Source organism: Spirulina major PCC 6313 (genome assembly GCF_001890765.1).
Classification (GTDB): Bacteria; Cyanobacteriota; Cyanobacteriia; order Cyanobacteriales; family Spirulinaceae; genus Spirulina; species Spirulina major.
Genome location: NZ_KV878783.1, coordinates 2,333,073 through 2,352,303 on the forward strand (window position 1 = coordinate 2,333,073; position 19,231 = coordinate 2,352,303).

General features: G+C 49.8%; 20 protein-coding genes and 1 pseudogene. 14 read left to right on the forward strand and 7 right to left on the reverse strand.

Going from position 1 to position 19,231, the window contains the following annotated elements:
* Positions 1-178: 178 nt before the first annotated feature.
* The gene (locus tag SPI6313_RS10165) at positions 179-1,342 is read left to right on the forward strand and encodes a methyl-accepting chemotaxis protein (RefSeq protein ID WP_072620894.1); all 1,164 of its coding nucleotides are present in this window, start codon (positions 179-181) and stop codon (positions 1,340-1,342) included.
* A 5-nt stretch (positions 1,343-1,347) separates the two neighbouring features.
* On the opposite strand, the gene SPI6313_RS10170 is transcribed toward SPI6313_RS10165, so the two are convergent.
* Positions 1,348-1,662: a hypothetical protein gene (locus SPI6313_RS10170; protein WP_072620895.1), complete on the reverse strand. Its 315-nt coding sequence runs from the start codon at positions 1,660-1,662 to the stop codon at positions 1,348-1,350.
* Positions 1,655-1,972: a hypothetical protein gene (locus SPI6313_RS10175; protein WP_139276607.1), complete on the reverse strand. Its 318-nt coding sequence runs from the start codon at positions 1,970-1,972 to the stop codon at positions 1,655-1,657. Before SPI6313_RS10175 ends, SPI6313_RS10170 begins: the two co-directional genes overlap by 8 nt.
* A 714-nt stretch (positions 1,973-2,686) precedes the next feature.
* Here SPI6313_RS10175 and rpoD point away from each other — a divergent pair.
* Positions 2,687-3,832 (forward strand): RNA polymerase sigma factor RpoD, encoded by a 1,146-nt coding sequence (rpoD, locus tag SPI6313_RS10180; RefSeq protein ID WP_175551219.1) that lies wholly within the window; start codon positions 2,687-2,689, stop codon positions 3,830-3,832.
* Positions 3,833-3,923: 91 nt separating this feature from the next.
* On the opposite strand, the gene SPI6313_RS10185 is transcribed toward rpoD, so the two are convergent.
* Both SPI6313_RS10185 and def read right to left on the reverse strand, forming a co-directional pair.
* Positions 3,924-4,775, reverse strand: a complete 852-nt coding sequence (locus SPI6313_RS10185) for a Clp protease N-terminal domain-containing protein (protein WP_072620898.1) — start codon at positions 4,773-4,775, stop codon at positions 3,924-3,926.
* A 109-nt stretch (positions 4,776-4,884) separates the two neighbouring features.
* The gene (def, locus tag SPI6313_RS10190) at positions 4,885-5,421 is read right to left on the reverse strand and encodes a peptide deformylase (RefSeq protein ID WP_217650563.1); all 537 of its coding nucleotides are present in this window, start codon (positions 5,419-5,421) and stop codon (positions 4,885-4,887) included.
* A 155-nt stretch (positions 5,422-5,576) separates the two neighbouring features.
* On the opposite strand from def, the gene dnaA reads away from it, so the two are divergent.
* Positions 5,577-6,932, forward strand: a complete 1,356-nt coding sequence (gene dnaA / locus SPI6313_RS10195; protein WP_072620900.1) for a chromosomal replication initiator protein DnaA — start codon at positions 5,577-5,579, stop codon at positions 6,930-6,932.
* 212 nt (positions 6,933-7,144) lie between these two features.
* A complete protein-coding gene (locus tag SPI6313_RS10200) occupies positions 7,145-7,438 on the forward strand; it encodes a hypothetical protein (RefSeq protein WP_072620901.1) in 294 nt (97 codons plus the stop codon).
* 167 nt (positions 7,439-7,605) lie between these two features.
* Here the strand turns inward: SPI6313_RS10200 and SPI6313_RS22890 are convergent, their stop codons facing one another.
* Together SPI6313_RS22890 and SPI6313_RS10205 are read right to left on the reverse strand one after the other, a co-directional pair.
* Positions 7,606-7,788, reverse strand: a complete 183-nt coding sequence (locus SPI6313_RS22890) for a hypothetical protein (protein WP_139276608.1) — start codon at positions 7,786-7,788, stop codon at positions 7,606-7,608.
* Between the two features lie 102 nt (positions 7,789-7,890).
* Complete coding sequence (locus SPI6313_RS10205) at positions 7,891-8,265, reverse strand: single-stranded DNA-binding protein (protein WP_072620902.1); 375 nt, start codon at positions 8,263-8,265, stop codon at positions 7,891-7,893.
* Positions 8,266-8,626: 361 nt separating this feature from the next.
* Between SPI6313_RS10205 and SPI6313_RS10210 the strand changes: the two genes are divergently transcribed.
* The 8 genes and pseudogenes from SPI6313_RS10210 to SPI6313_RS24405 all read left to right on the forward strand — a co-directional run.
* Positions 8,627-9,634 (forward strand): rod shape-determining protein, encoded by a 1,008-nt coding sequence (locus SPI6313_RS10210; RefSeq protein WP_175551115.1) that lies wholly within the window; start codon positions 8,627-8,629, stop codon positions 9,632-9,634.
* Between the two features lie 72 nt (positions 9,635-9,706).
* Positions 9,707-10,453 (forward strand): rod shape-determining protein MreC, encoded by a 747-nt coding sequence (gene mreC / locus SPI6313_RS10215; RefSeq protein ID WP_072620904.1) that lies wholly within the window; start codon positions 9,707-9,709, stop codon positions 10,451-10,453.
* Between the two features lie 107 nt (positions 10,454-10,560).
* Positions 10,561-11,103, forward strand: a complete 543-nt coding sequence (gene mreD, locus SPI6313_RS10220; RefSeq protein ID WP_425443125.1) for a rod shape-determining protein MreD — start codon at positions 10,561-10,563, stop codon at positions 11,101-11,103.
* A gap of 24 nt (positions 11,104-11,127) precedes the next feature.
* On the forward strand, positions 11,128-12,000 hold the full coding sequence (locus tag SPI6313_RS10225; protein WP_072620906.1) for an S-methyl-5'-thioadenosine phosphorylase: 873 nt from the start codon (positions 11,128-11,130) through the stop codon (positions 11,998-12,000).
* Between the two features lie 115 nt (positions 12,001-12,115).
* Entirely contained in the window at positions 12,116-12,868 is a 753-nt protein-coding gene (locus SPI6313_RS10230; protein WP_072620907.1) for a hypothetical protein, read from the forward strand.
* Between the two features lie 30 nt (positions 12,869-12,898).
* Positions 12,899-13,519: a Uma2 family endonuclease gene (locus tag SPI6313_RS10235; protein WP_072620908.1), complete on the forward strand. Its 621-nt coding sequence runs from the start codon at positions 12,899-12,901 to the stop codon at positions 13,517-13,519.
* A gap of 51 nt (positions 13,520-13,570) precedes the next feature.
* A complete protein-coding gene (locus SPI6313_RS10240) occupies positions 13,571-13,888 on the forward strand; it encodes a DEAD/DEAH box helicase family protein (protein ID WP_072620909.1) in 318 nt (105 codons plus the stop codon).
* A 905-nt stretch (positions 13,889-14,793) separates the two neighbouring features.
* Positions 14,794-15,177, forward strand: a pseudogene (locus SPI6313_RS24405) (helicase C-terminal domain-containing protein); the annotation flags it as partial.
* Between the two features lie 969 nt (positions 15,178-16,146).
* Here SPI6313_RS24405 and tnpC read toward each other — a convergent pair.
* Positions 16,147-17,598 carry an IS66 family transposase gene (gene tnpC / locus SPI6313_RS23985; protein WP_072620911.1) on the reverse strand — a complete coding sequence of 484 codons (1,452 nt, stop codon included), beginning with the start codon at positions 17,596-17,598 and terminating at the stop codon, positions 16,147-16,149.
* A gap of 344 nt (positions 17,599-17,942) precedes the next feature.
* Between tnpC and SPI6313_RS10260 the strand changes: the two genes are divergently transcribed.
* A complete protein-coding gene (locus tag SPI6313_RS10260) occupies positions 17,943-18,509 on the forward strand; it encodes a Uma2 family endonuclease (RefSeq protein WP_072620913.1) in 567 nt (188 codons plus the stop codon).
* A gap of 78 nt (positions 18,510-18,587) precedes the next feature.
* On the forward strand, positions 18,588-19,151 hold the full coding sequence (locus SPI6313_RS10265) for a Uma2 family endonuclease (RefSeq protein WP_072620914.1): 564 nt from the start codon (positions 18,588-18,590) through the stop codon (positions 19,149-19,151).
* Positions 19,152-19,231 lie beyond the last annotated feature (80 nt).

Here is a 19,231-nt window from a genome sequence, read left to right on the forward strand (position 1 = left end):
CGGGGGATATAAGCGAATAACCGAATTGATTCGGTGGTGATACAATAAAAGCGTTCGCTAGCGCGAAGTAAAATTCCGGGGTGAGCACCTTATGGGCAGGGCGTTGTCCATTGGGCGAGGCAAGATAAGACGGGCTACGCCTGCAATTGCTGTCTGAACCCAGAATCCCCCGTCATTTATGCGGGGGAGTACGTCAATCCATCCTGATGTTGAAAAAGAATGGGGGTTTGAGTTGGGTCATTCTGACAATCTCAAGAATGATTATCCCCCTGAGGTTGCTGAGGCGATTCTTACCAATGAGTCGGGATTTATTCAAGCCGGAACTCCATATCTGATTTACTACGATCGCGTCACCCCGGATGCGCAACACCCGAATAGTACGTTTATTTTGATATATCAGAGCTTAAGTGCTTCGGTCTTTGCTCCGGTACGCCGCTTGACCCTTTTAACCCTGGTGAGTGTGCTGGTGACGCTCGGACTGGCTACGCCGATTGTGATGATGGTGTTGCGGCGTTTGCTCCGCTCGGTGTTGGGGTTAACGGGCACTGTGGCGGGGTTTTCGGGTCAGTTGTTATCGACGCTCGATCAGCAGAGTTCAATCATGAATCAACAGTCGCTGATGGTGCAACAAACGACCGCCACGATGGAGCAATTGAATCAATCGTCGCAAGAGTCAGTTCAACAGGCAGAGCGGGCGTTAGCTACGGCTCAACAGGCGATCGCTCGCTTGAACGACGGCACAGCGGCGATGACGCGATCGCTCCATGCCCTAGAGACGCTGAATGAGACGGTCGATGCGATCGCCACGCAAATCCAAGGCCTGCAAGCCAAGGCGTTACAAATTTCCCAGGTGTCTACGCTGGTGGGCGATCTCGCCGGTCAGACGAATATGTTGGCGTTAAATGCGGCGGTGGAAGCGGTGCGAGCGGGGGAACAGGGGAAAGGGTTCGCCGTGGTGGCGGCGGAGATTCGGAAACTAGCCGATGCGAGTAAACAATCGGGGGCCACGATTCAAACCCTGGTTCAGGACATTCAACGGGCTGTGCAGGGCACAGTGAGCGCAACCGCCGACGGCACGCAAACCCTAGCAACAAGCACCACCATTTCCCACGATACGGCGGCTATTTTTGCAGAGGTCACCCATGCGATTCAGTCGGTGGTGGAGAGTAGTCAACAGATTGCTCAGAATTGCAGTGAGCAGGCTCAGGCTGTGCAGCAGGTGAGCCAGACCATGACGGTGCTCAATCAAGGGGCGCAAGAGAATGTGCAAGGTATTCGCCAAACCCGTCAAGGGGCGCAGCAACTTAATGATGCTGGAGCGGATCTCGAAAAGGTGATTTAGGCTCGCTAGGGGGGCGGCGGCAGGAGAATCTTGGGGCTGGGGGTGGGGCTGGGCACAGGGAGGGAACGCCCGGTCAGGGTTTGGGTGACGCGATCGCTCAATTGTTGACTGAGTTGGGCGGCTCCCGTTTGATTCAAATGGGTCGGATCGGCAAAATAGGCGGGATTGTTTAACCATTGGCGGCTGAGGTCGAGAAACTGCCACCCTTCTTGATTGGCTTTGGTGGCCATAAAGGTTTGAAATTCGGCTTCTACGTGTTGGCGGGTTACGTCTAAATAGGAGGCGGTCACGGGCAGATTAATCACGGGCAGATTAATCAAGAGTGGAGTCGGGGCGGCTGCTGTTGAGCGATCGCACCCCCTCCACCCAGAGAATCAACCGGGGTAACTGGGCTGGGGTCAGCACGTCCCGCAGCAACCGCCACGCCACCTGATGCCATGCCGCCAAAGTCGCCGCCTCCTGAGCCAAAGTCGCCGCCTCAAACGCCGCCGCCAAACCCGCCTTCAATGGGGGCAAGGTTGCACAGCCCACCACCGCAGATGGGGAGTCTGGCATCGACTGCGACCCCACCATACAACTCCCCAATAGCAGCAAACATACAGCCGGTAGGCTTTGGGACTTCCAATCCACCACTCCCTCCACTCCTTGCCCTTGTGCCAGTTCAGAACGACACAGGACAAACCTGATCTCTCATTCCACGTAAACCCTAGGGCGATCGCAGCATGCCCCCACCGCAGCCCCAGGACAGACGCAGCGATCGTCTTCGTATCACTTGGATTATCAATCTGAGGAGCAGCTCAGCCTCATTAAAAATGCCCCAATTCCCCCTGAAATTTTCAATACAAAAGAACTAAAAAGCTATCTGAGTCGCCAGCAACTTCAACAATTTGATTAAGACATGTCTTGAATTTTGCGATTTTTGCAAAATCCACGATCAATGGGCTGTCATTTCGATTTGAATTCATTACAATGTCTGACAGCCCAACCAAAACTGAGTTCTTAAATTAACGCTCAGGGAATCATTAAAGCAGGATCTGTCCTTGATAGAAGGTTAAAAACGTTACACTCTGCCAACGAATCAATCCAACTCATGCCATCAGTCTTGGCCAACCATGAGTTTCAAAGGGATTCACGTCAGGAGTGTAACATCCTGTCCAGTCAAGAATTTGTGCGGTCGCGTCTTCAACTTTGCGCAGAGTGCCGTGCGACTCCATGGGAAAAACCCAAGGATTTATCCGAATGATATTTGCGTTAAGGTGATGGGCGATGTAGTACTTCGGTAATGCAGAATGATTATCGAAACCATCGTGAAATCACAACAATGAACGATGTTCTGGTCTTGAACTGAAGGAGCAAGAGGAAAACAGCATGACTCAGGCGAATTACGATCTCGCAAAGATTACCCAACCTCAGAACGAAGCCCTAGAGTATCTGATTGAACAAGAATCAGATGAAACTCTGATCAAAGCAGATATCACCGAAGATGAGGATTCAAAACAGAAAAAGGGCGCATCCCGTCGTCGTGAGCAAACGCGCAAGAAACCCTACACAGAGGATTCCATTCGGATCTATCTCCAAGAAATTGGTCGGATTCGCCTCCTTCGTGCCGAAGAAGAGATCGAACTCGCTCGAAAAATTGCTGAACTTCTCGAATTTGAACGGATTCGCGATGACCTCTTTGACTCCCTCGAACGTGAACCCAATCTTCACGAATGGGCTGCCGCCACTGAGTTAGCCTACCCGGATTTTCGTCGTCGCCTGTTCATTGGCCGTCGTGCCAAGGACAAAATGGTGCAGTCTAACCTCAGACTGGTGGTGTCCATCGCGAAGAAATATATGAATCGGGGCTTGTCTTTTCAGGACTTGATTCAAGAAGGCTCCCTAGGGTTGATTCGGGCGGCGGAAAAATTTGACCATGCGAAAGGGTATAAGTTTTCCACCTATGCCACCTGGTGGATTCGCCAAGCGATTACGCGAGCGATCGCAGATCAATCCCGCACCATTCGCCTCCCCGTCCACCTCTACGAAACCATCTCCCGGATCAAGAAAACCACCAAAATCCTCTCCCAAGAAATGGGGCGCAAACCCACCGAGGAAGAAATCGCCACCCGGATGGAAATGACGATCGAAAAGCTGCGGTTTATCGCCAAATCCGCCCAACTTCCCATTTCCCTCGAAACTCCCATCGGCAAAGAGGAAGATTCTCGCCTGGGCGACTTCATCGAAGCCGACGGCGAAACCCCTGAAGACCAAGTCTCGAAAAATCTTCTCCGCGAAGATCTCGAAAGTGTCCTCGACACCCTCAGCCCTCGCGAGCGCGATGTGTTACGCCTCCGCTATGGGTTGGATGATGGTCGGATGAAAACCCTTGAAGAAATCGGGCAAATCTTCAATGTGACCCGTGAGCGCATTCGCCAAATCGAAGCGAAAGCCCTGCGGAAGTTACGCCATCCGAACCGGAATAGCATTCTGAAGGAATATATCCGCTAAGGCTTTTGGGTCTTTAGTTTGCAATATTTTGGGTGAAATCTAAAAGCCTAGAGCCGATGCTCTGGGCTTTTTCCCGTTGGGCGGGGGGCAATCATGCCTGATCTTGGAGGGTGGTGAGCATGGTTTCAGGATCGAGGTTGAGTTGGACGAGGAATTGAGAGGCGATGGAGAGGGGATGATTGCGGGTTTGGGATTCTTGGAGGGCGCGAATCAGGCCGACCAAAATATGTTCTGTGTTGATCAAGATATCGCCACTTTCGTTGGCTTCGACCAGGGCCAGGGTGAGGACGTGGGAGGCTTCGGGGCTGAAGGGGATATGTTGGGGGGGTTCGGTTACGTCTAGGTGGGGGGTGATCACCTGTCGCATGGCAAATGCGGTGAGGCCCCACTGTTGCAAGACGGTGGTGGCGAGGCCGCTGCCTTCTAAGATCAGCCCAAGGAGGAGGTGTTCTGCGCCGATTTGTTGATGGCCGGAGCGGATCGCTTCGGTACGGGCGAGGAGGAGGGCTTGGAGGACTTTACCACCGAGGCGATCGTAGATGGCGGTGTCGATCACGTTTTCGAGGCTTTCTTGATCGACGGTGGCGACTTCGGCTTCGGTTAAGAGCCGCTCTTTTTTGTCGTTGACTCGTCCCCAGTCAATTACACGCTGCCGCACACAACATTCGGCATAAAAGAAGGCGAGGAGGTCTTCTAGGACATTGACATCAACGGTGTAGTGGGTGGCTGCGTTGGGGTCGGGGATGATTAAGATTCCCTGTTGGCGGAGTTTGTTGAGGTGTTGATTGAGGATGGAGGCTGGAATTTTGAGGCGTTCTTGGAGTTGTTCGATGCTGAGGGGGTGGGGCGATTTTTTAACTAAGAGGCGCACGATGGTTAACCGGGCGGGTGTGCCGAGGGCTGCGAGGAGATCTGCGTAGTGGGTGACGTTATCGTGTTGCATTGAATTGAAGGGACCAAGAATCGGGTGGGAAAACTAGCGTGGGGTCAATGGATAATGCTGATGCGATCGCCAAACAAACGATGAAGCCCTAATGAATCCACGCCGTAGCCTAGCATAGGGAGGGCTTAATCCTGGCGAGATAGTCGGTTTCGGTGTGGCGATCGCCCGCTGCGAGATGCTCGGTAAAGAGAATGCCCTGGAGGTGGTCGAGTTCATGTTGGATAATCCGGGCGACGAAGCCGTTGTAGGTGTCACAGTGGGGCTGACCGTGGCGATCGCCATAGGCCACCTGCACCCACTGCCAGCGGGGCACAATCCCCCGCACATCGGGCACACTTAAGCACCCTTCCCAGTCTTCCACCCTGTCTTCGCTATGGGCGAGGATCTGCGGGTTAATCAGGGCAAAGGGGGCTAGGTCTGGCGCGTTGGGATAGCGGGGGTTAGGATGGGAGGCGACAATGACCAGTTGCAGGGAATGCCCCACTTGGGGGGCGGCCAAGCCGACTCCATTCGAGGCCTGAACCGTCGCGAGCATGGCTGTAATTAAGGCCTGGATCTGCGGGGCGGTGGGGTCAGCGATCGCGATCGCCCGTTGATGTAAAATTGCCTGCTCATGGGACAAAATTGATAAATGCTCGTCGCTCACAGTCCCGTTCTCTCCAACACATCCAGTTAGCCCCATTGTATCGATTCCCCCTCACCCCGCTGCCGTTCATCCCAGAATGCTAGCCATCCCTAATTAAACGGGCTAAGATACAAAACTCATCGTCCTCGTTTGTCCTTTTCTCCTCTGCATCCCCTATGTCTCCTGAGCAACTGTGGCAAGAGGTCTTGGCTCGCCTAGAACATCGTTTAACCCAACCCACCTTTGAAACGTGGGTGAAGCCAACTCAGGTGAAGCACCTCACGGAACAGAGCTTAGTGATCGAAGCGCCGAACCTGTTTGCCTGTAACTGGCTCCAAAAACACTATCTCCATCCTATCGGTGAGGTGGTGACGGAAATTCTCGGCCATTCCCTCGAACTGCAAATCACCACGGCTCAGGTAGATCATGATCAAAGCTGGCGGATTGAACCGACGGCGGGGAGCGATCGCGACCTCGACATCAGCCGCCCCAGTGAAACCCCCTTTAACCAAAAATACGTCTTCTCGCGGTTTGTGGTGGGAGCCAATAACCGCATGGCCCATGCCGCGTCCCTGGCTGTGGCGGAAGCGCCGGGCCGAGAATTTAACCCCCTCTTTCTCTGTGGCGGGGTGGGATTAGGAAAAACCCATTTAATGCAAGCGATCGGTAACTATCGCCTCGAAATCAACCCCCAAACCCAAGTCTTTTACGTCTCCACGGAAAAATTCACCAACGACCTGATCACCGCCATCCGCCAAGACAATATGGAAGGGTTTCGGGAGCATTACCGCGCTGCGGATGTGTTGATGGTGGATGACATTCAATTCATCGAAGGCAAAGAATATACCCAAGAAGAGTTTTTCTACACCTTCAACACCCTGCACGAAGCCGGAAAACAGGTCGTCCTCGCCGCCGATCGCCCCCCCAGTCAGATCCCCCGCCTCCAAGAACGCCTCTGTTCGCGCTTTTCCATGGGGTTGATCGCCGACATCCAATCTCCCGACTTTGAAACCCGGATGGCGATCCTTGAAAAGAAAGCCGACGACGAAAATGTGCGCTTACCCCGCACGGTGATTGAATATCTCGCCACTCATTACACCTCTAATATTCGGGAACTCGAAGGGGCTTTGATTCGGACGATCGCCTACACCTCCATTTCCGGGCTACCGATGATGGTGGAAAACATTGCCCCCGTCCTCAATCCCCCCGTGGAAACGGTGGATGCGACCCCTGAGGCGATTTTAAACGCGATTACCGCCGTGTTTGAGGTGTCAGCAGATCTTCTGAAAGGTAATTCTCGCCGCCGGGAAATCAGCCTCGCCCGCCAAGTGGGGATGTATTTAATGCGCCAACATACCAATTTAAGTTTGCCCCGCATTGGCGAAGAATTTGGCGGCAAAGACCACACCACCGTTTTGTACAGTTGTGACAAGATTGCGCAATTACGGAAAAAAGATACTAAACTCAATCAAACGTTAATGCAATTGAGCGATCGCATCACTCGATCTCAGCCATTCCCCCCACTGTTTTAACGAAACTGCGTCACTTCAGCCATATCTAGCTATCTTTACAAACTAATTTAATAAATTCTTAAGATTTGCGACATAATGCCATTCTCCTCACGGATTGCCTTTATCGTGAGAGGCAAGTTCACCAAAGTCTGTCATCAGGTCTTGCGTTTCGCACTTCTGTCTTGAACGAAACTAACGGTGAATAACGTCCGCACTAAGGAGCCGTCTCGGATATGCGTTTATCCAACCATCACATCCAATCCTGTTTTCTCACAGCCCTGTTGAGCTTTGTGATGCCCTTGATGTTGATTGGCATTGTGTTGGCCAGTTCCTTCATGGTGCCCTGTCTCTTGGGCCTGGTTCAGATGGGTCACCAAGCCTTTGATTTTGTCATTACCATTCTTTCCACCTTTGGGGATGGCCATCCCCTCAATGGCAGTTTAGTGATTGCCACCGCCTTTAGCTTTGTCGGGACACTCTTCTATATCTGCACCCCGTACCATCAAAACTATTCACCATCGACGTAACTTTGAATCGATCCCACAAATCAACGCTGCAACCTCCACGGAAAAACCGGATTATGGACTGGACTAACCCCATCGGGTCACCTGCTCCATCGTCCGGTTTTCATCAAGGCATTGCATCACGGCGGATCAACTCGAATCGGATCAACCGGGCGATCGCACCCTGAATCCTAAGCCGGAAAAACCCGCTCATACTCTTCTAAGAGTTCGTCTAATTCTTCGAGGGCTTGGTTGACATCCAGGCGTAATGTCCCTAGATCCGGCTGTTCGAGGAGATCCAGTAAAAAGCCGCGCCGCTGACGCACGGTTTCAATGCGATCGCGCAACGTCTGTTCATCCATCAGTTCAGTCATAACAATAAAGAGTAGGCGTGGGCAGAAAAGCAATCCAACGTATCTTAACAAGCCCCATGGACGAATAGGCCAGCGAGGCGGGGAGTTGCGATCGCCCCCAAGCTAAAACTCACCCCCCGAACCATAATCGGTATAACCTGCCGCCCCCGCCGCATCATCCCGCTTCGACCCCAACAAATCAAGGCGAATCACCCGGATCACCGGCTTCGACCGTTCCGTCCCCGTGCGGCTATCTTGCCAGGTCTCAATCACCAACTCGCCCTGAATCCCCAACAACTTCCCCTTGCGCACATAATTCGCTGCAACTTCCGCCGTCTTCCCCCAAATTTCCAGGTTGAACCAATCGGGTTGATCCGTCTTACTCGTCGGTCGGTTCACTGCCAACGTCAACTTGCACAACACCGACCCCGACTCAAAATAGCGCACATCCGGATCAGCCCCCGCACGCCCCACCAAATTCACAACGTTTAAACTCATCGCCCCAACAACTCCTAAAAATTACGTAATGATTACAGTTCAACTGATGGTTTCAGCTTAATTCAGCCGATCTCATTATCTGAGATTTTTTGTACTATTTTAGCGAGTCCCTGACCCGCCCCCAAGTGATTTTGCCCTCAACCCCTGACTCATCCGTTCTTTTACCGCCCCATCACCTCACCCCCCATGCACCCGGCCAGGAAAATCCCCGATTTGACTAGACGGGGGACGGAAAACATAATAGAATCCACATCGGTTACATTGTGACCATCATGTCAGTTCTAAACTAGCCAGTAGAGTATCGCACTTGGGGGCGTAAAAAAGCGTGGGAATATTTAGTCGCTTTACATTATCCAGAGATATGGGAATCGACCTAGGGACAGCAAACACCCTGGTCTATGTCTCTGGAAAAGGGATTGTCTTGCAAGAGCCTTCCGTTGTTGCCATTGACCAAGACCTAAAATTACCCCTAGCCGTTGGTGAAGATGCCAAAAAAATGCTAGGTCGTACCCCCGGTAATGTGGTAGCCCTGCGTCCCCTCCGGGATGGGGTTATTGCAGACTTTGATACGGCTGAACTGATGCTGAAACACTTTATTCGGCAAGTCCATGAAGGCCGCACCCTAGTATCCCCCCGGATCGTGATTGGGATTCCCAGCGGTGTCACTGGTGTTGAACGGCGTGCCGTCATGGAAGCCGCTTCCCAAGCTGGGGCACGGGATGTGTACCTCATTGATGAACCCGTTGCCGCTGCCATTGGTGCAGGCTTGCCGGTGGCGGAACCCACCGGCAACATGATTATTGATATTGGTGGGGGAACCACAGAAGTAGCCGTCTTGAGCTTGCAGGGCACTGTCCTCAGTGAATCCGTGCGGGTTGCCGGGGATGAACTCAGCGAGTCGATTACCCAATACATGAAAAAGGTGCATAACCTGGTGGTTGGAGAACGCACCGCCGAAGAAATCAAAATCCAAATTGGTTCGGCCTATCCCTTACAAGGGGATGAGGACTTGACGATGGAAGTCCGGGGCTTGCATTTGCTGTCTGGGTTGCCCCGCACTGTGACGATTAAGTCCACAGAGGTGCGTGACAGTATGTCGGAACCCTTGGCGGTTATCGTTGATGCGGTGAAGCGTACCTTAGAACGGACTCCGCCTGAGTTGGCGGCGGATATTATCGATCGCGGCATTATGCTCGCGGGCGGTGGGGCACTTCTCAACGGCATTGATACCCTGATTAGCCATGAAACTGGCATTGTCACCCATATCGCGGCTGACCCCTTGAGTTGTGTGGTGCTCGGAACGGGCCGAGTGCTGGAGAACTTTAAGCAGTTAGAACGAGTCTTTAGCAGTCGCTCGCGCGTGATGTAGACATTTTGCACTGATGGCAGGAAAACGTGCCTGTATCGCTAAAATGACATCAAGACTGTTGAGGCAGAGTTAATGTTTACAGTGCGCCGCTGGTGGGATCGCTACGGACCAAAGTTCTTTGTAACGGGTTTGGTGCTAGCGATCGCCCTATTCCTTCGTCAGACCCAAGGGGCGTTTATCTCCGAGTTGTACTACCAAGCTGTTCAATCCTTTCAGCCCGGCCCGATTCCCCAAGAACGCTGGGCTGATGCGCGAGTCTCTGAGTTAGAAACAAAGCTCGTGGAGCTTGAACAGCAAAACCAAAAACTCAAGGAACTCCTCGACTACAGTGAATCTTTCCAGGGAGAACTGATCACCGCTCCGGTCATTGGCCGCAGTGTTGATCATTGGTGGAAACAGGTTACCCTCGGTCGAGGTTCTGAGAGTGGGATTCAGACGGGATATGTGGTCAGCAGTCCGGGGGGCTTGGTGGGTCGGGTGATTAAAGTCACCCCCAATACGAGCCGTGTCCTGTTGGCGAGTGACCCGACGAGCAAAGTGGGGGCGAAGATTGCCCGCACAAGTTATATGGGCTATATCCGGGGCCGAGGCTCAGAAACAGCGGTGATGGAATTTTTTGACAAGGTTCCGGATGTGAAGCCCGGCGATAAGATTGTCACATCACCAGCGAGTTATCTATTTCCGCCGGGTATTCCCCTGGGTTCGGTGGAAACGGTGGATCTGGAAAAAAGCCCGGCCCCAGAGGTCATCGTTAAGCTAACCGCGCCCTTTGATTATCTGGAGTGGGTGGTGATTCATCCCTTTCAAAGTCGTCTCTAGATTCTGAGGATTGCCAACAAACTGTGCTGAGATTTATTGAATTTTCTCCGTGGTTCCGAAACCTGTGTAATTGGTTAATTGTGGCGGGTTCGGTGTTGATCTGCTTGATGATTTTGCCGACCCGATTACCGGGGACTGAGTTGCTGGGGATTCGGCCGAATTGGCTGCTGATTTGGGTGGTGGTGTGGAGTGTAAAGCGCAATGTCTTCCAAGGGGCGATCGCTGGCATTGCCCTCGGTTTGATTCAAGATGGACTGACGGCCTTTGATGGTGTCCCCGTCATGGATGGCATTATGCCGATTGATCCCTCCATGCCTGGCGTTGAAAGCGATATTCTCCTGTCTTACCCCTCCCATATCATTAGCCTCATGCTCGTGGGCATTCTCACCGCTAAGATTCAAAAGCAACGCTACATCCAAGAAGACTTCATTTCCATTGCGCTGATTGTTTTTGGGATGGCGGTGGTGGCCGAAACAATTACCGCCATGCAGTACAGTATCCAAGGATTACGCAATGTGGCCCTCGTTTGGACGGAACATCAGCGCATTGCCCTATCTTCGGCGATTCTGAGTAGTCTCTGGGCCCCGGTGCTCTATTATCCCCTCAATCGCTGGTGGGAATACCTGAACGATTGCAATCAATCGACCTAAGTTAACTTCATTTTCAATTAGCTCATGAATCCGATCAAAATTGGCATCATTGGCGGCAGTGGTCTCTACAAGATGGATGCCCTGAGCGCGATCGCAGAAGTCAGCCTCGACACCCCCTACGGCCCCCCCTCCGATGCCTTGATCACCGGCGAACTCAACGGCACACCCGTCGCCTTCCTCGCCCGCCATGGCCGCAACCACCACCTCACCCCCTCGGAACTCCCCTTCCGCGCCAACATCCACGCCATGAAGCAATTGGGTGTGGAATATCTGATCTCAGCATCGGCGGTGGGATCACTCAAAGGCGAGATTAAACCCCTCGACATGGTGGTGCCGGATCAATTCATCGATCGCACCCAACACCGCCAAGCCACTTTTTTTGAAGCGGGCATCGTCGCTCATATCGCCTTTGGTGATCCGGTTTGTCCCCAGTTGGCAAAAATTGTAGGCGATGCCGTCGAAGCCGCGAATTTCACCGACGTAGATCTCCATCGCGGCGGCACTTACGTCTGCATGGAAGGCCCTGCCTTTTCCACCAAAGCCGAATCGAACCTCTACCGTAGTTGGGGCGCAAGTGTGATTGGCATGACCAACCTCACCGAAGCCAAACTCGCCCGCGAGGCGGAAATCGCCTACGCCACCCTCGCCCTCGTCACCGATTACGACTGTTGGCATCCCGATCATGACAGCGTCACCGTCGAAATGATTATCGAGCACCTCCACCGCAATGCCAGTAATGCCCAACAGGTGATTCAAGCCACCGTAGCCCAGTTGGCAGCGAATCCCCCTCAATCCGATGCCCACAGCGCCCTCAAATACGCTATTCTCACGCCATTAAACAACGCGCCCCCAGCCACCAAAGAGAAGTTAGCGGTGATTTTGCAGAAGTATTTGTAAGGCTCTTGAATTAACCGGACAGTCAAAACAGCTATCCCACGGGGACGGGGCGCGATCGCCCCCCCCCATTAGCGTCATTTGCCAGAATAGAGACGGTCTATGCGCTGAATTTGCTATGAAGTCTATTTTCACTCTGCTCCACCCCGCTCTAACGCTGTTGGCGATTTTGGTGACGTTTGCGGTCAATGCTTGGTCGAATCTTGACCCGATTGGCGGTGAATCCATTGGGGCGATCGCGAACAATACCTTTGGAGAAGTGGTGATCACTCCCGCCAATTACGCCTTCATTATTTGGGGGGTGATTTATCTGGGACTGATCACCTTTGGGGTCTATCAACTCCTGCCGAGACAGCGCGATCGCGCCGACCTCAACCCGGTACGCCATGCCCTCATTCTCAGTTCCGTGGCGCAGATTGTCTGGGTGTTTCTCTTTCTCTCGCGCCTCTTTTGGGGATCGATGGTGGCGATGGGGGTGATTTTGGCGGCGTTGATTTGGGGCTATGGACAATGGCGTGACGGGGGGCAGCGCAAGGGACGCGAGCGCTGGTTTGTGGATTACCCTTTGAGTCTTTATTTCGGCTGGATTAGTGTGGCGACGGTGGTGAACGGGGCGACGGCGCTCTATAGTTCTGGCTGGGTGGAGTTGGGCTTGGGGGCGCAGGTGTGGGCCTGTGTGATGGTGGGGGTGGCGACGCTGTTGGGAGGCGCGATCGCCCTCCATTACCGAGATGGGGTCTATCCAGGGGTGATGATTTGGGCCTTTGTGGCGATCGCCCAGCGTCAGGCGGAACTGATGCCCGTGGGTGCAAGTGCGATCGCCGGGGTGGTGTTGCTCGTGGGTGCGATCGCCTATTCCATTTTTCGATAAGATCAATAGTATCTTTTTCGGCTACGGCTCATGGTACAAGCTTCAACACTGGCTCTATCCTTTGAAGACTTCATTGCCACCTATCCGGAGCGGGGCGATCGCTACGAACTCATTGAAGGCGAGGTGATTTCCGTGCGTCCACGAGGTCAACACGAACTCATTGCCGGTTTTCTCGCGTTGCAATTCGGTTTACAGATTCAGCAACAGCAGCAAGATTGGGTCATTCCGACGACCTGTGTGGTGAAGCCGGATCGACCCGCAGCAGGTTATGTCCCGGACATCACGGTATTAGATTGGGCAGCCTTAGCAACAGAACCCTTATGGGAACGGGCTTCGACGGTGATAGCAGGGTCAAGTATTCGCCTGGTGGTGGAGGTGGTCAGCACAAATTGGCGTGATGATTACACGCTCAAATTAGGGGACTATGAAGCGATGGGAATCCCAGAATATTGGCTAGTGGACTACAAGGCATTGGGAGCGCAGCGATACATTGGCTCCCCCAAAGTACCAACATTAACGGTGTGTTCTTTGGTGCAAGGAGAATATCAGGTGGCGTTATTTCAGGGGTGCGATCGGGTTAAGTCGGCGGTGTTTCCTAGTTTAGAACTGACAGCGGAGCAGGTTTTTCGGGCGGGGCGATTGGTGTTGTAGCGATTCACTCACTTTATATAAATCAAGTTCACTGTAGGAAAATAGAAGATAATGGTTGATTTCAAAAAGAAACTCAAAAATAGAACTATTTCAAAAAAAATTGATCCGCTAGAAGTTTATGATTCATTAGATCGTCGGAGCGAAACTGGGCCATTGAGACCTGCTCAAGAAAAGATATTGAAAGATTGGTTTTCAAAACGGCAAGACAAAAGAGATAATATCGTCAAACTTCATACGGGTGATGGCAAGACTCTTATTGGACTATTAATCCTGCAATCCAAGCTAAACTCTGGTGAAAGACCATGTGTAAGGATTCAGGTACTTGAAACGCAGTCACAGCAAGGCTTTCAAAATCGAGGTGAGTTCTAAACTAACAGTTCATTCTCAATAAGTACGCAAGACTAGGGGTTACAGCCTTGTTTATTGAGAATAACAAAATAGCCCGAAATAGCTGAAACCCATACTGAGCAATGCTTACATCCAAATTCTCATGACCTGAATACTTACGACCATGTTTGTACGTGTGCCCAAATAAGTACCTCGCCACGCAAGTTTGCCAGGAAGCACGCAAATTTGGAATCCCATTTACTGAGATATCTCAATCAAACGAGTTACCTGATGATTTTCTTTCTGGAAGCAAGATTCTAATAACTCATATTCAAAAAATATTTAACGGGAAAAGCAAATTTGGATTGGCGAATAAGTCTGTTGATGTAGGGGCAATAGTTATTGATGATTCACATGCTTGTATTGATGCTATAAGGAATTCCTTAACTATTAAGATTTCCAAAGATCATGATCTATATAGCTCTATTCTTATGCTTTGTGGTGACGAGATCAGGGAGCAAGGAGAAGGTAGTTTCCAGGATATACAGCAAGGAGACTACGATACCATGCTTCCAATACCTTACTGGACTTGGTTTGATAAGTACAGAGATATTACGAGCAAAATATTGGAAAGCAAAAATACCAATGAAGTGAAGTTCACATGGCCAGTAATCAAAGACATGATTAAAAACTGTCAAGCTTTTATTTCAGGGAAATCATTGGAAATAATTCCTTCTTTGATACCCATTGATAGCTTTGGTTCTTTTAGTAGAGCAAAGCATCGTGTTTTAATGTCTGCGACCACTCAGGATGATTCATTTTTTATCAAAGGATTAGGTTTCGATATCGATTCGGTAGCTCGTCCTCTTACAAATCAGGAACAAAAGTGGTCGGGAGAGAAATTGATACTCATTCCATCACTTATTCATGAAGATTTAGATCGCGAAATGATTGTGAATTACTGGGGCAAAGTTAATTCAAGGCGTAATTTTGGTGTCGTTTCACTGATTCCAAGTTTTATTAAAAAAGGTCAGTATGAAAGAATTGGTTCTTTTGTTGTGGACACAGACAACATATACAAAAAAGTCCAAGAGCTTAAAAATGGTTGTTATGAAAAAACTTTAGTCTTTGCCAACAGATATGATGGAATTGATCTTCCAGATGACTCATGTAGAATTTTGATTCTTGATTCAAAGCCTTTTTTTGATTCCCTTCTTGATCGCTACGAAGAACAGTGTCGAATCAGTAGTGACATTATAAATATACGAATAGCACAAAAAATTGAGCAAGGATTAGGTCGAAGTGTAAGAGGAGATAAAGACTATAGTGTCATCCTACTCGTAGGAGGTGACCTAATTAAATTTGTGAAAAGTTCTGGAACTAGCAAATATTTTTCAGCGCAGACTCAAAAACAGATCGAGATAGGAATACAAGTTGCAGAGTTTTCAAGAGAAGATGCTGACGATAGTCTACAACCTTCTGATATGTTACTTGAGTTGCTCGATCAGTTACTCAAGCGAGATGAAGCATGGAAAGAATATTATTCTGAAGAAATGAAAGGAATTGGTGAAGAGGAAAAACGAAAGAGCTTATATGAATTATTAAAAAAAGAATATGATGCTGAAAAATACTTCTCTTCAGGTGAGCTTGAGAAGGCCTGTGACAAAATGCAATCTCTGTGTGATGAGTTTTCAGGAGATAAATCTGAAAAAGGGTGGTACTTACAACAGTTAGCACGTTATAAATATCAAATTAGCAAAGTTGCGAGTAATGAAATACAGAAATCCGCTTTTACTTGTAATTCACAACTGTTAAAGCCAAAAGAAGGAATTAGTTATTCGAGACTTGAATATATCAATGAAAATCGAGTTAGCCGTATTCGTACATGGATATCACAATATACGAACTATCAGGACATGATGATTTCTATCGACGGCATTCTTCAAGATTTATCCTTTGGAATACCCTCAGAAAAATTTGAGGCAGCAATTCATGAAATTGGACAAGCTCTTGGTTTTTTGTGTCAAAGACCTGACAAAGAAATAAAGAAAGGGCCTGACAATCTTTGGTGCGTTGCAAAAGATCAATATTTTTTGATTGAATGTAAGAGCGAAGTAAAAGCAGATCGATCAGAGATAACAAAACATGAATCCGGACAAATGAATACACATTCTGCATGGTTTGAAGATGTGTATCGAGATGCTAATTGTAAAAGAATTCTCATAATTCCCACAAAAACACTTTCATACAATGCAGCCTTTACACATGAAGTTGAAATAATGAGAAAAAAACGTAAGGATTCAGGTAGCAGGGATGAGGGAAGGCATGGAGACTTGCTCAGGAGAAGCCGTCGCCATCAAAGCTTGTTTCAAGAAACTCAACACCGAACGCCCTTGAGTCCGACAAGTCTGAATCACACTCAGTAACCTTGCCGTCTGGGCAAAACCTGCCATCGAACGCGAGCCACCACAAACCTTACGCTTGGTTACAGCCAACCGCAACGAGCGTTCCGCACGATTATTATCCGGGGGAATTTCTGGATGGGACAGGAAATACCACCACTGATTTGCCTTATCGCGTAGAGAGCGCAATAACAAGCCCGCCTCATGCCCAGCCAGGGGGAGCCAATGCTCCACAGCCGCCTTCACCTCATAGATAAAGCCCGCCGCCCATTGATGATAGGCAGCCCCATCCTCGGTTTCACGCCACTGACGATGCTGCTCAAAGGCTGTGTCAATCAAATCCAGGAATGCCTTCGCCAACTCTGGATTTTTTCCATGCCTGAGCTTGCAGACTTTCTTGAAGTGCCGCCTTAGATGAGCCAAGCACTTCTGCTGGGCTTTCACCTCATAACCGTTGTACACACTGAAGTCATCAGAGACGAGTACACCATCAAAGCTTCGACCTAATAGGGTCTCTAATTCCGCCCTTGAACGAGTATCAGCGGCGTGGAAGAGGCAAAAACCCACCCCACACACTACCCACATCCACTCTTTCACTCCCTTGACTAGCCATGGTGTTTCATCCACTTGGGCGTAGTCTTGGTGTTTCACCCAGTTTCCCAGTTCCTCTACTGTCGGCTTAACGCTTTGGGATGCCCTTTCGTTGGTCGCTTGTAATGTCCCTACTCCCACGGTGATATTCCCCAGTTCCTCTAGGAATTCCTGCTGCTTTTCATAGCTCATGTGAGCGTAGTTCCCCAACCACACCAACAGGGATTGCAGCCCGACTCCTAAGCTTTGACCTCCCAGCACTTGCGGCGGTAACTCTCCCCATGTTTCCTGTCCGCATCGGCTACAACAGCAGCACTGCTGCTCATACTCCACTACTTCTATGGCGGGTTGGATTAACTCGGCTACTTCATGGCGGCGCGTTTTTCGGGGGACTAGGCTCAACTCTTGGCTCCCACAGTACCCACACACTTGTGCTCGCACCATTTCGTAGCGGTCTATTCTGCCAAACCCTTTGCGAGTTTTTCCCTGATGACCGGGTTGCCCACCGGGTTTACGTTTTCCTTGGCTTGGTGGCTCTTTTTCTGGGGGTTGGTGTTCTGAGCGTTTGTGGATGTCGCTTGATGGGGGTTTCGATGAACTCTCGCTATCGCTGTTGGCGTTGTTCTTGAGCCGCTCTATTTCCCAGACTAGTTGCTGAATAATCTCTTGTTGCCGCAACACCAGTTCCACCAGCACCTCTGATGATGCTTGTCTCAGTTGCTCTCGTTCGACGGCTGGGGGAATCTCGATGGGCTTCATTGTGCTAACTTAGCTGTTTTTTCTGATTTGTCAACCCCCCCCCACCTGAATCCTTACTAAAAGAGAAAACAAAAAAATTCTTTAAAGAATTTGCGCAATATGAAATTCATGATATTAGTGACTTCAAGATACAGCAATTTATCAATACACATGAATTGGCTGTGGATAATCTGAAGAAGAATTATAGTGAACGGTATTTCAAAAAGGAAACCCTTAAAAATCCATCTAAACCTAAACCAGAATGAGAGATAGAAATCTAAAAGTAGACAATGTTCACCGGAAGACAAGTTGAGCGATCACACTATTACCAAATGATTTTTTGTTTGTAACTGTCAAGACCATTTATGATGCTAACTTCTGAAAAGAACCTCACTTTGGCGGAGTTTTTGCAATTGCCAGAAACGCAGCCCGCCCAAGAATATATCAATGGCACAATTTTTCAAAAACCCATGCCCCAGGGAGAACACAGCGCCATTCAAACCGAACTGGCAACAGCGATCAATCTGGCATTAAAACCAGAAAAAATTGCTAGAGCGTTTACAGAATTGCGGTGTGTCTTTGACAATCGCGCCCTCGTTCCGGATATTTCGGTGTATCGCTGGACAAACATTCCCCGCACGAATCAGGGGCGGATTGCAAATCAATTCGACGTGCCCCCCGATTGGGTGATTGAAATCCTCTCACCCCAACAAAGCCAGACCCAAGTCACCAAAAAAATTCTCTATTGTCTGCAAAATGTGACGGTGATGGGCTGGCTGATTAACCCAGAAGTAGAAGAAGTGTGGGTGTTCACGCCGGATCAAATGCCTCGAATTTGCGATCGCGCAGAAGATCAATTACCCATCCCAGAGTTTGCTCAGGTGTTGCAGTTGACAGTGGGTGAGCTATGGCTGTGGTTAGACGAGCTTTAAGCTGCTGAAGTCTTGCCTGACACCTGAGCTACAATGACGATGAATAGGACATTTAGTGAAACAACCCGGTTATTTTAAATGGTAAGTGCTCTAACTAAATCTCTCACCCTCGAAGAGTTTTTACAACAACCTGACACCAAACCAGCTAGCGAATATATTGATGGAGTCATCATCCAAAAACCAATGCCGAGTGGAGAACACAGTGCAATTCAAGGCGATCTCGTAACATTTATCAATGCAGCACTTCGGTCTAAAAAAATTGCTCGTGCCTTCCCTGAATTACGCTGTAACTTTGAAGGCAGAGTGATTGTTCCTGACGTTTCTGTTTATACTTGGCAGCGAATTTCTCGTGACAAAAATGGGAAAGTTTGTGGTACTTTTGCGATCGCACCTGATTGGATGATTGAAGTTCTTTCTCCGGAACAAAGCCCAACGAAAGTAATCAAAAAGATTGTTCATGCTTTAAAGTATGACACTCAAATGGGATGGCTAATTAATCCGTATGAAGAATCTGTTTTAGTATATGCTCCGAACAAAACAACGGAGATTTTTGATGAGCCAGACTTGATTTTGCCGGCTCCAGAATTTGCTGGAGAATTAGAGTTAACGGTCGGTGATTTATTTGCTTGGTTGTTGGAATAGTGTGGGTGAGTTTAGATAGCACGATCGCACCCCTCCCAACCTTGGAACCGAGCACACTGATACAATAGGGTGCTAAATTG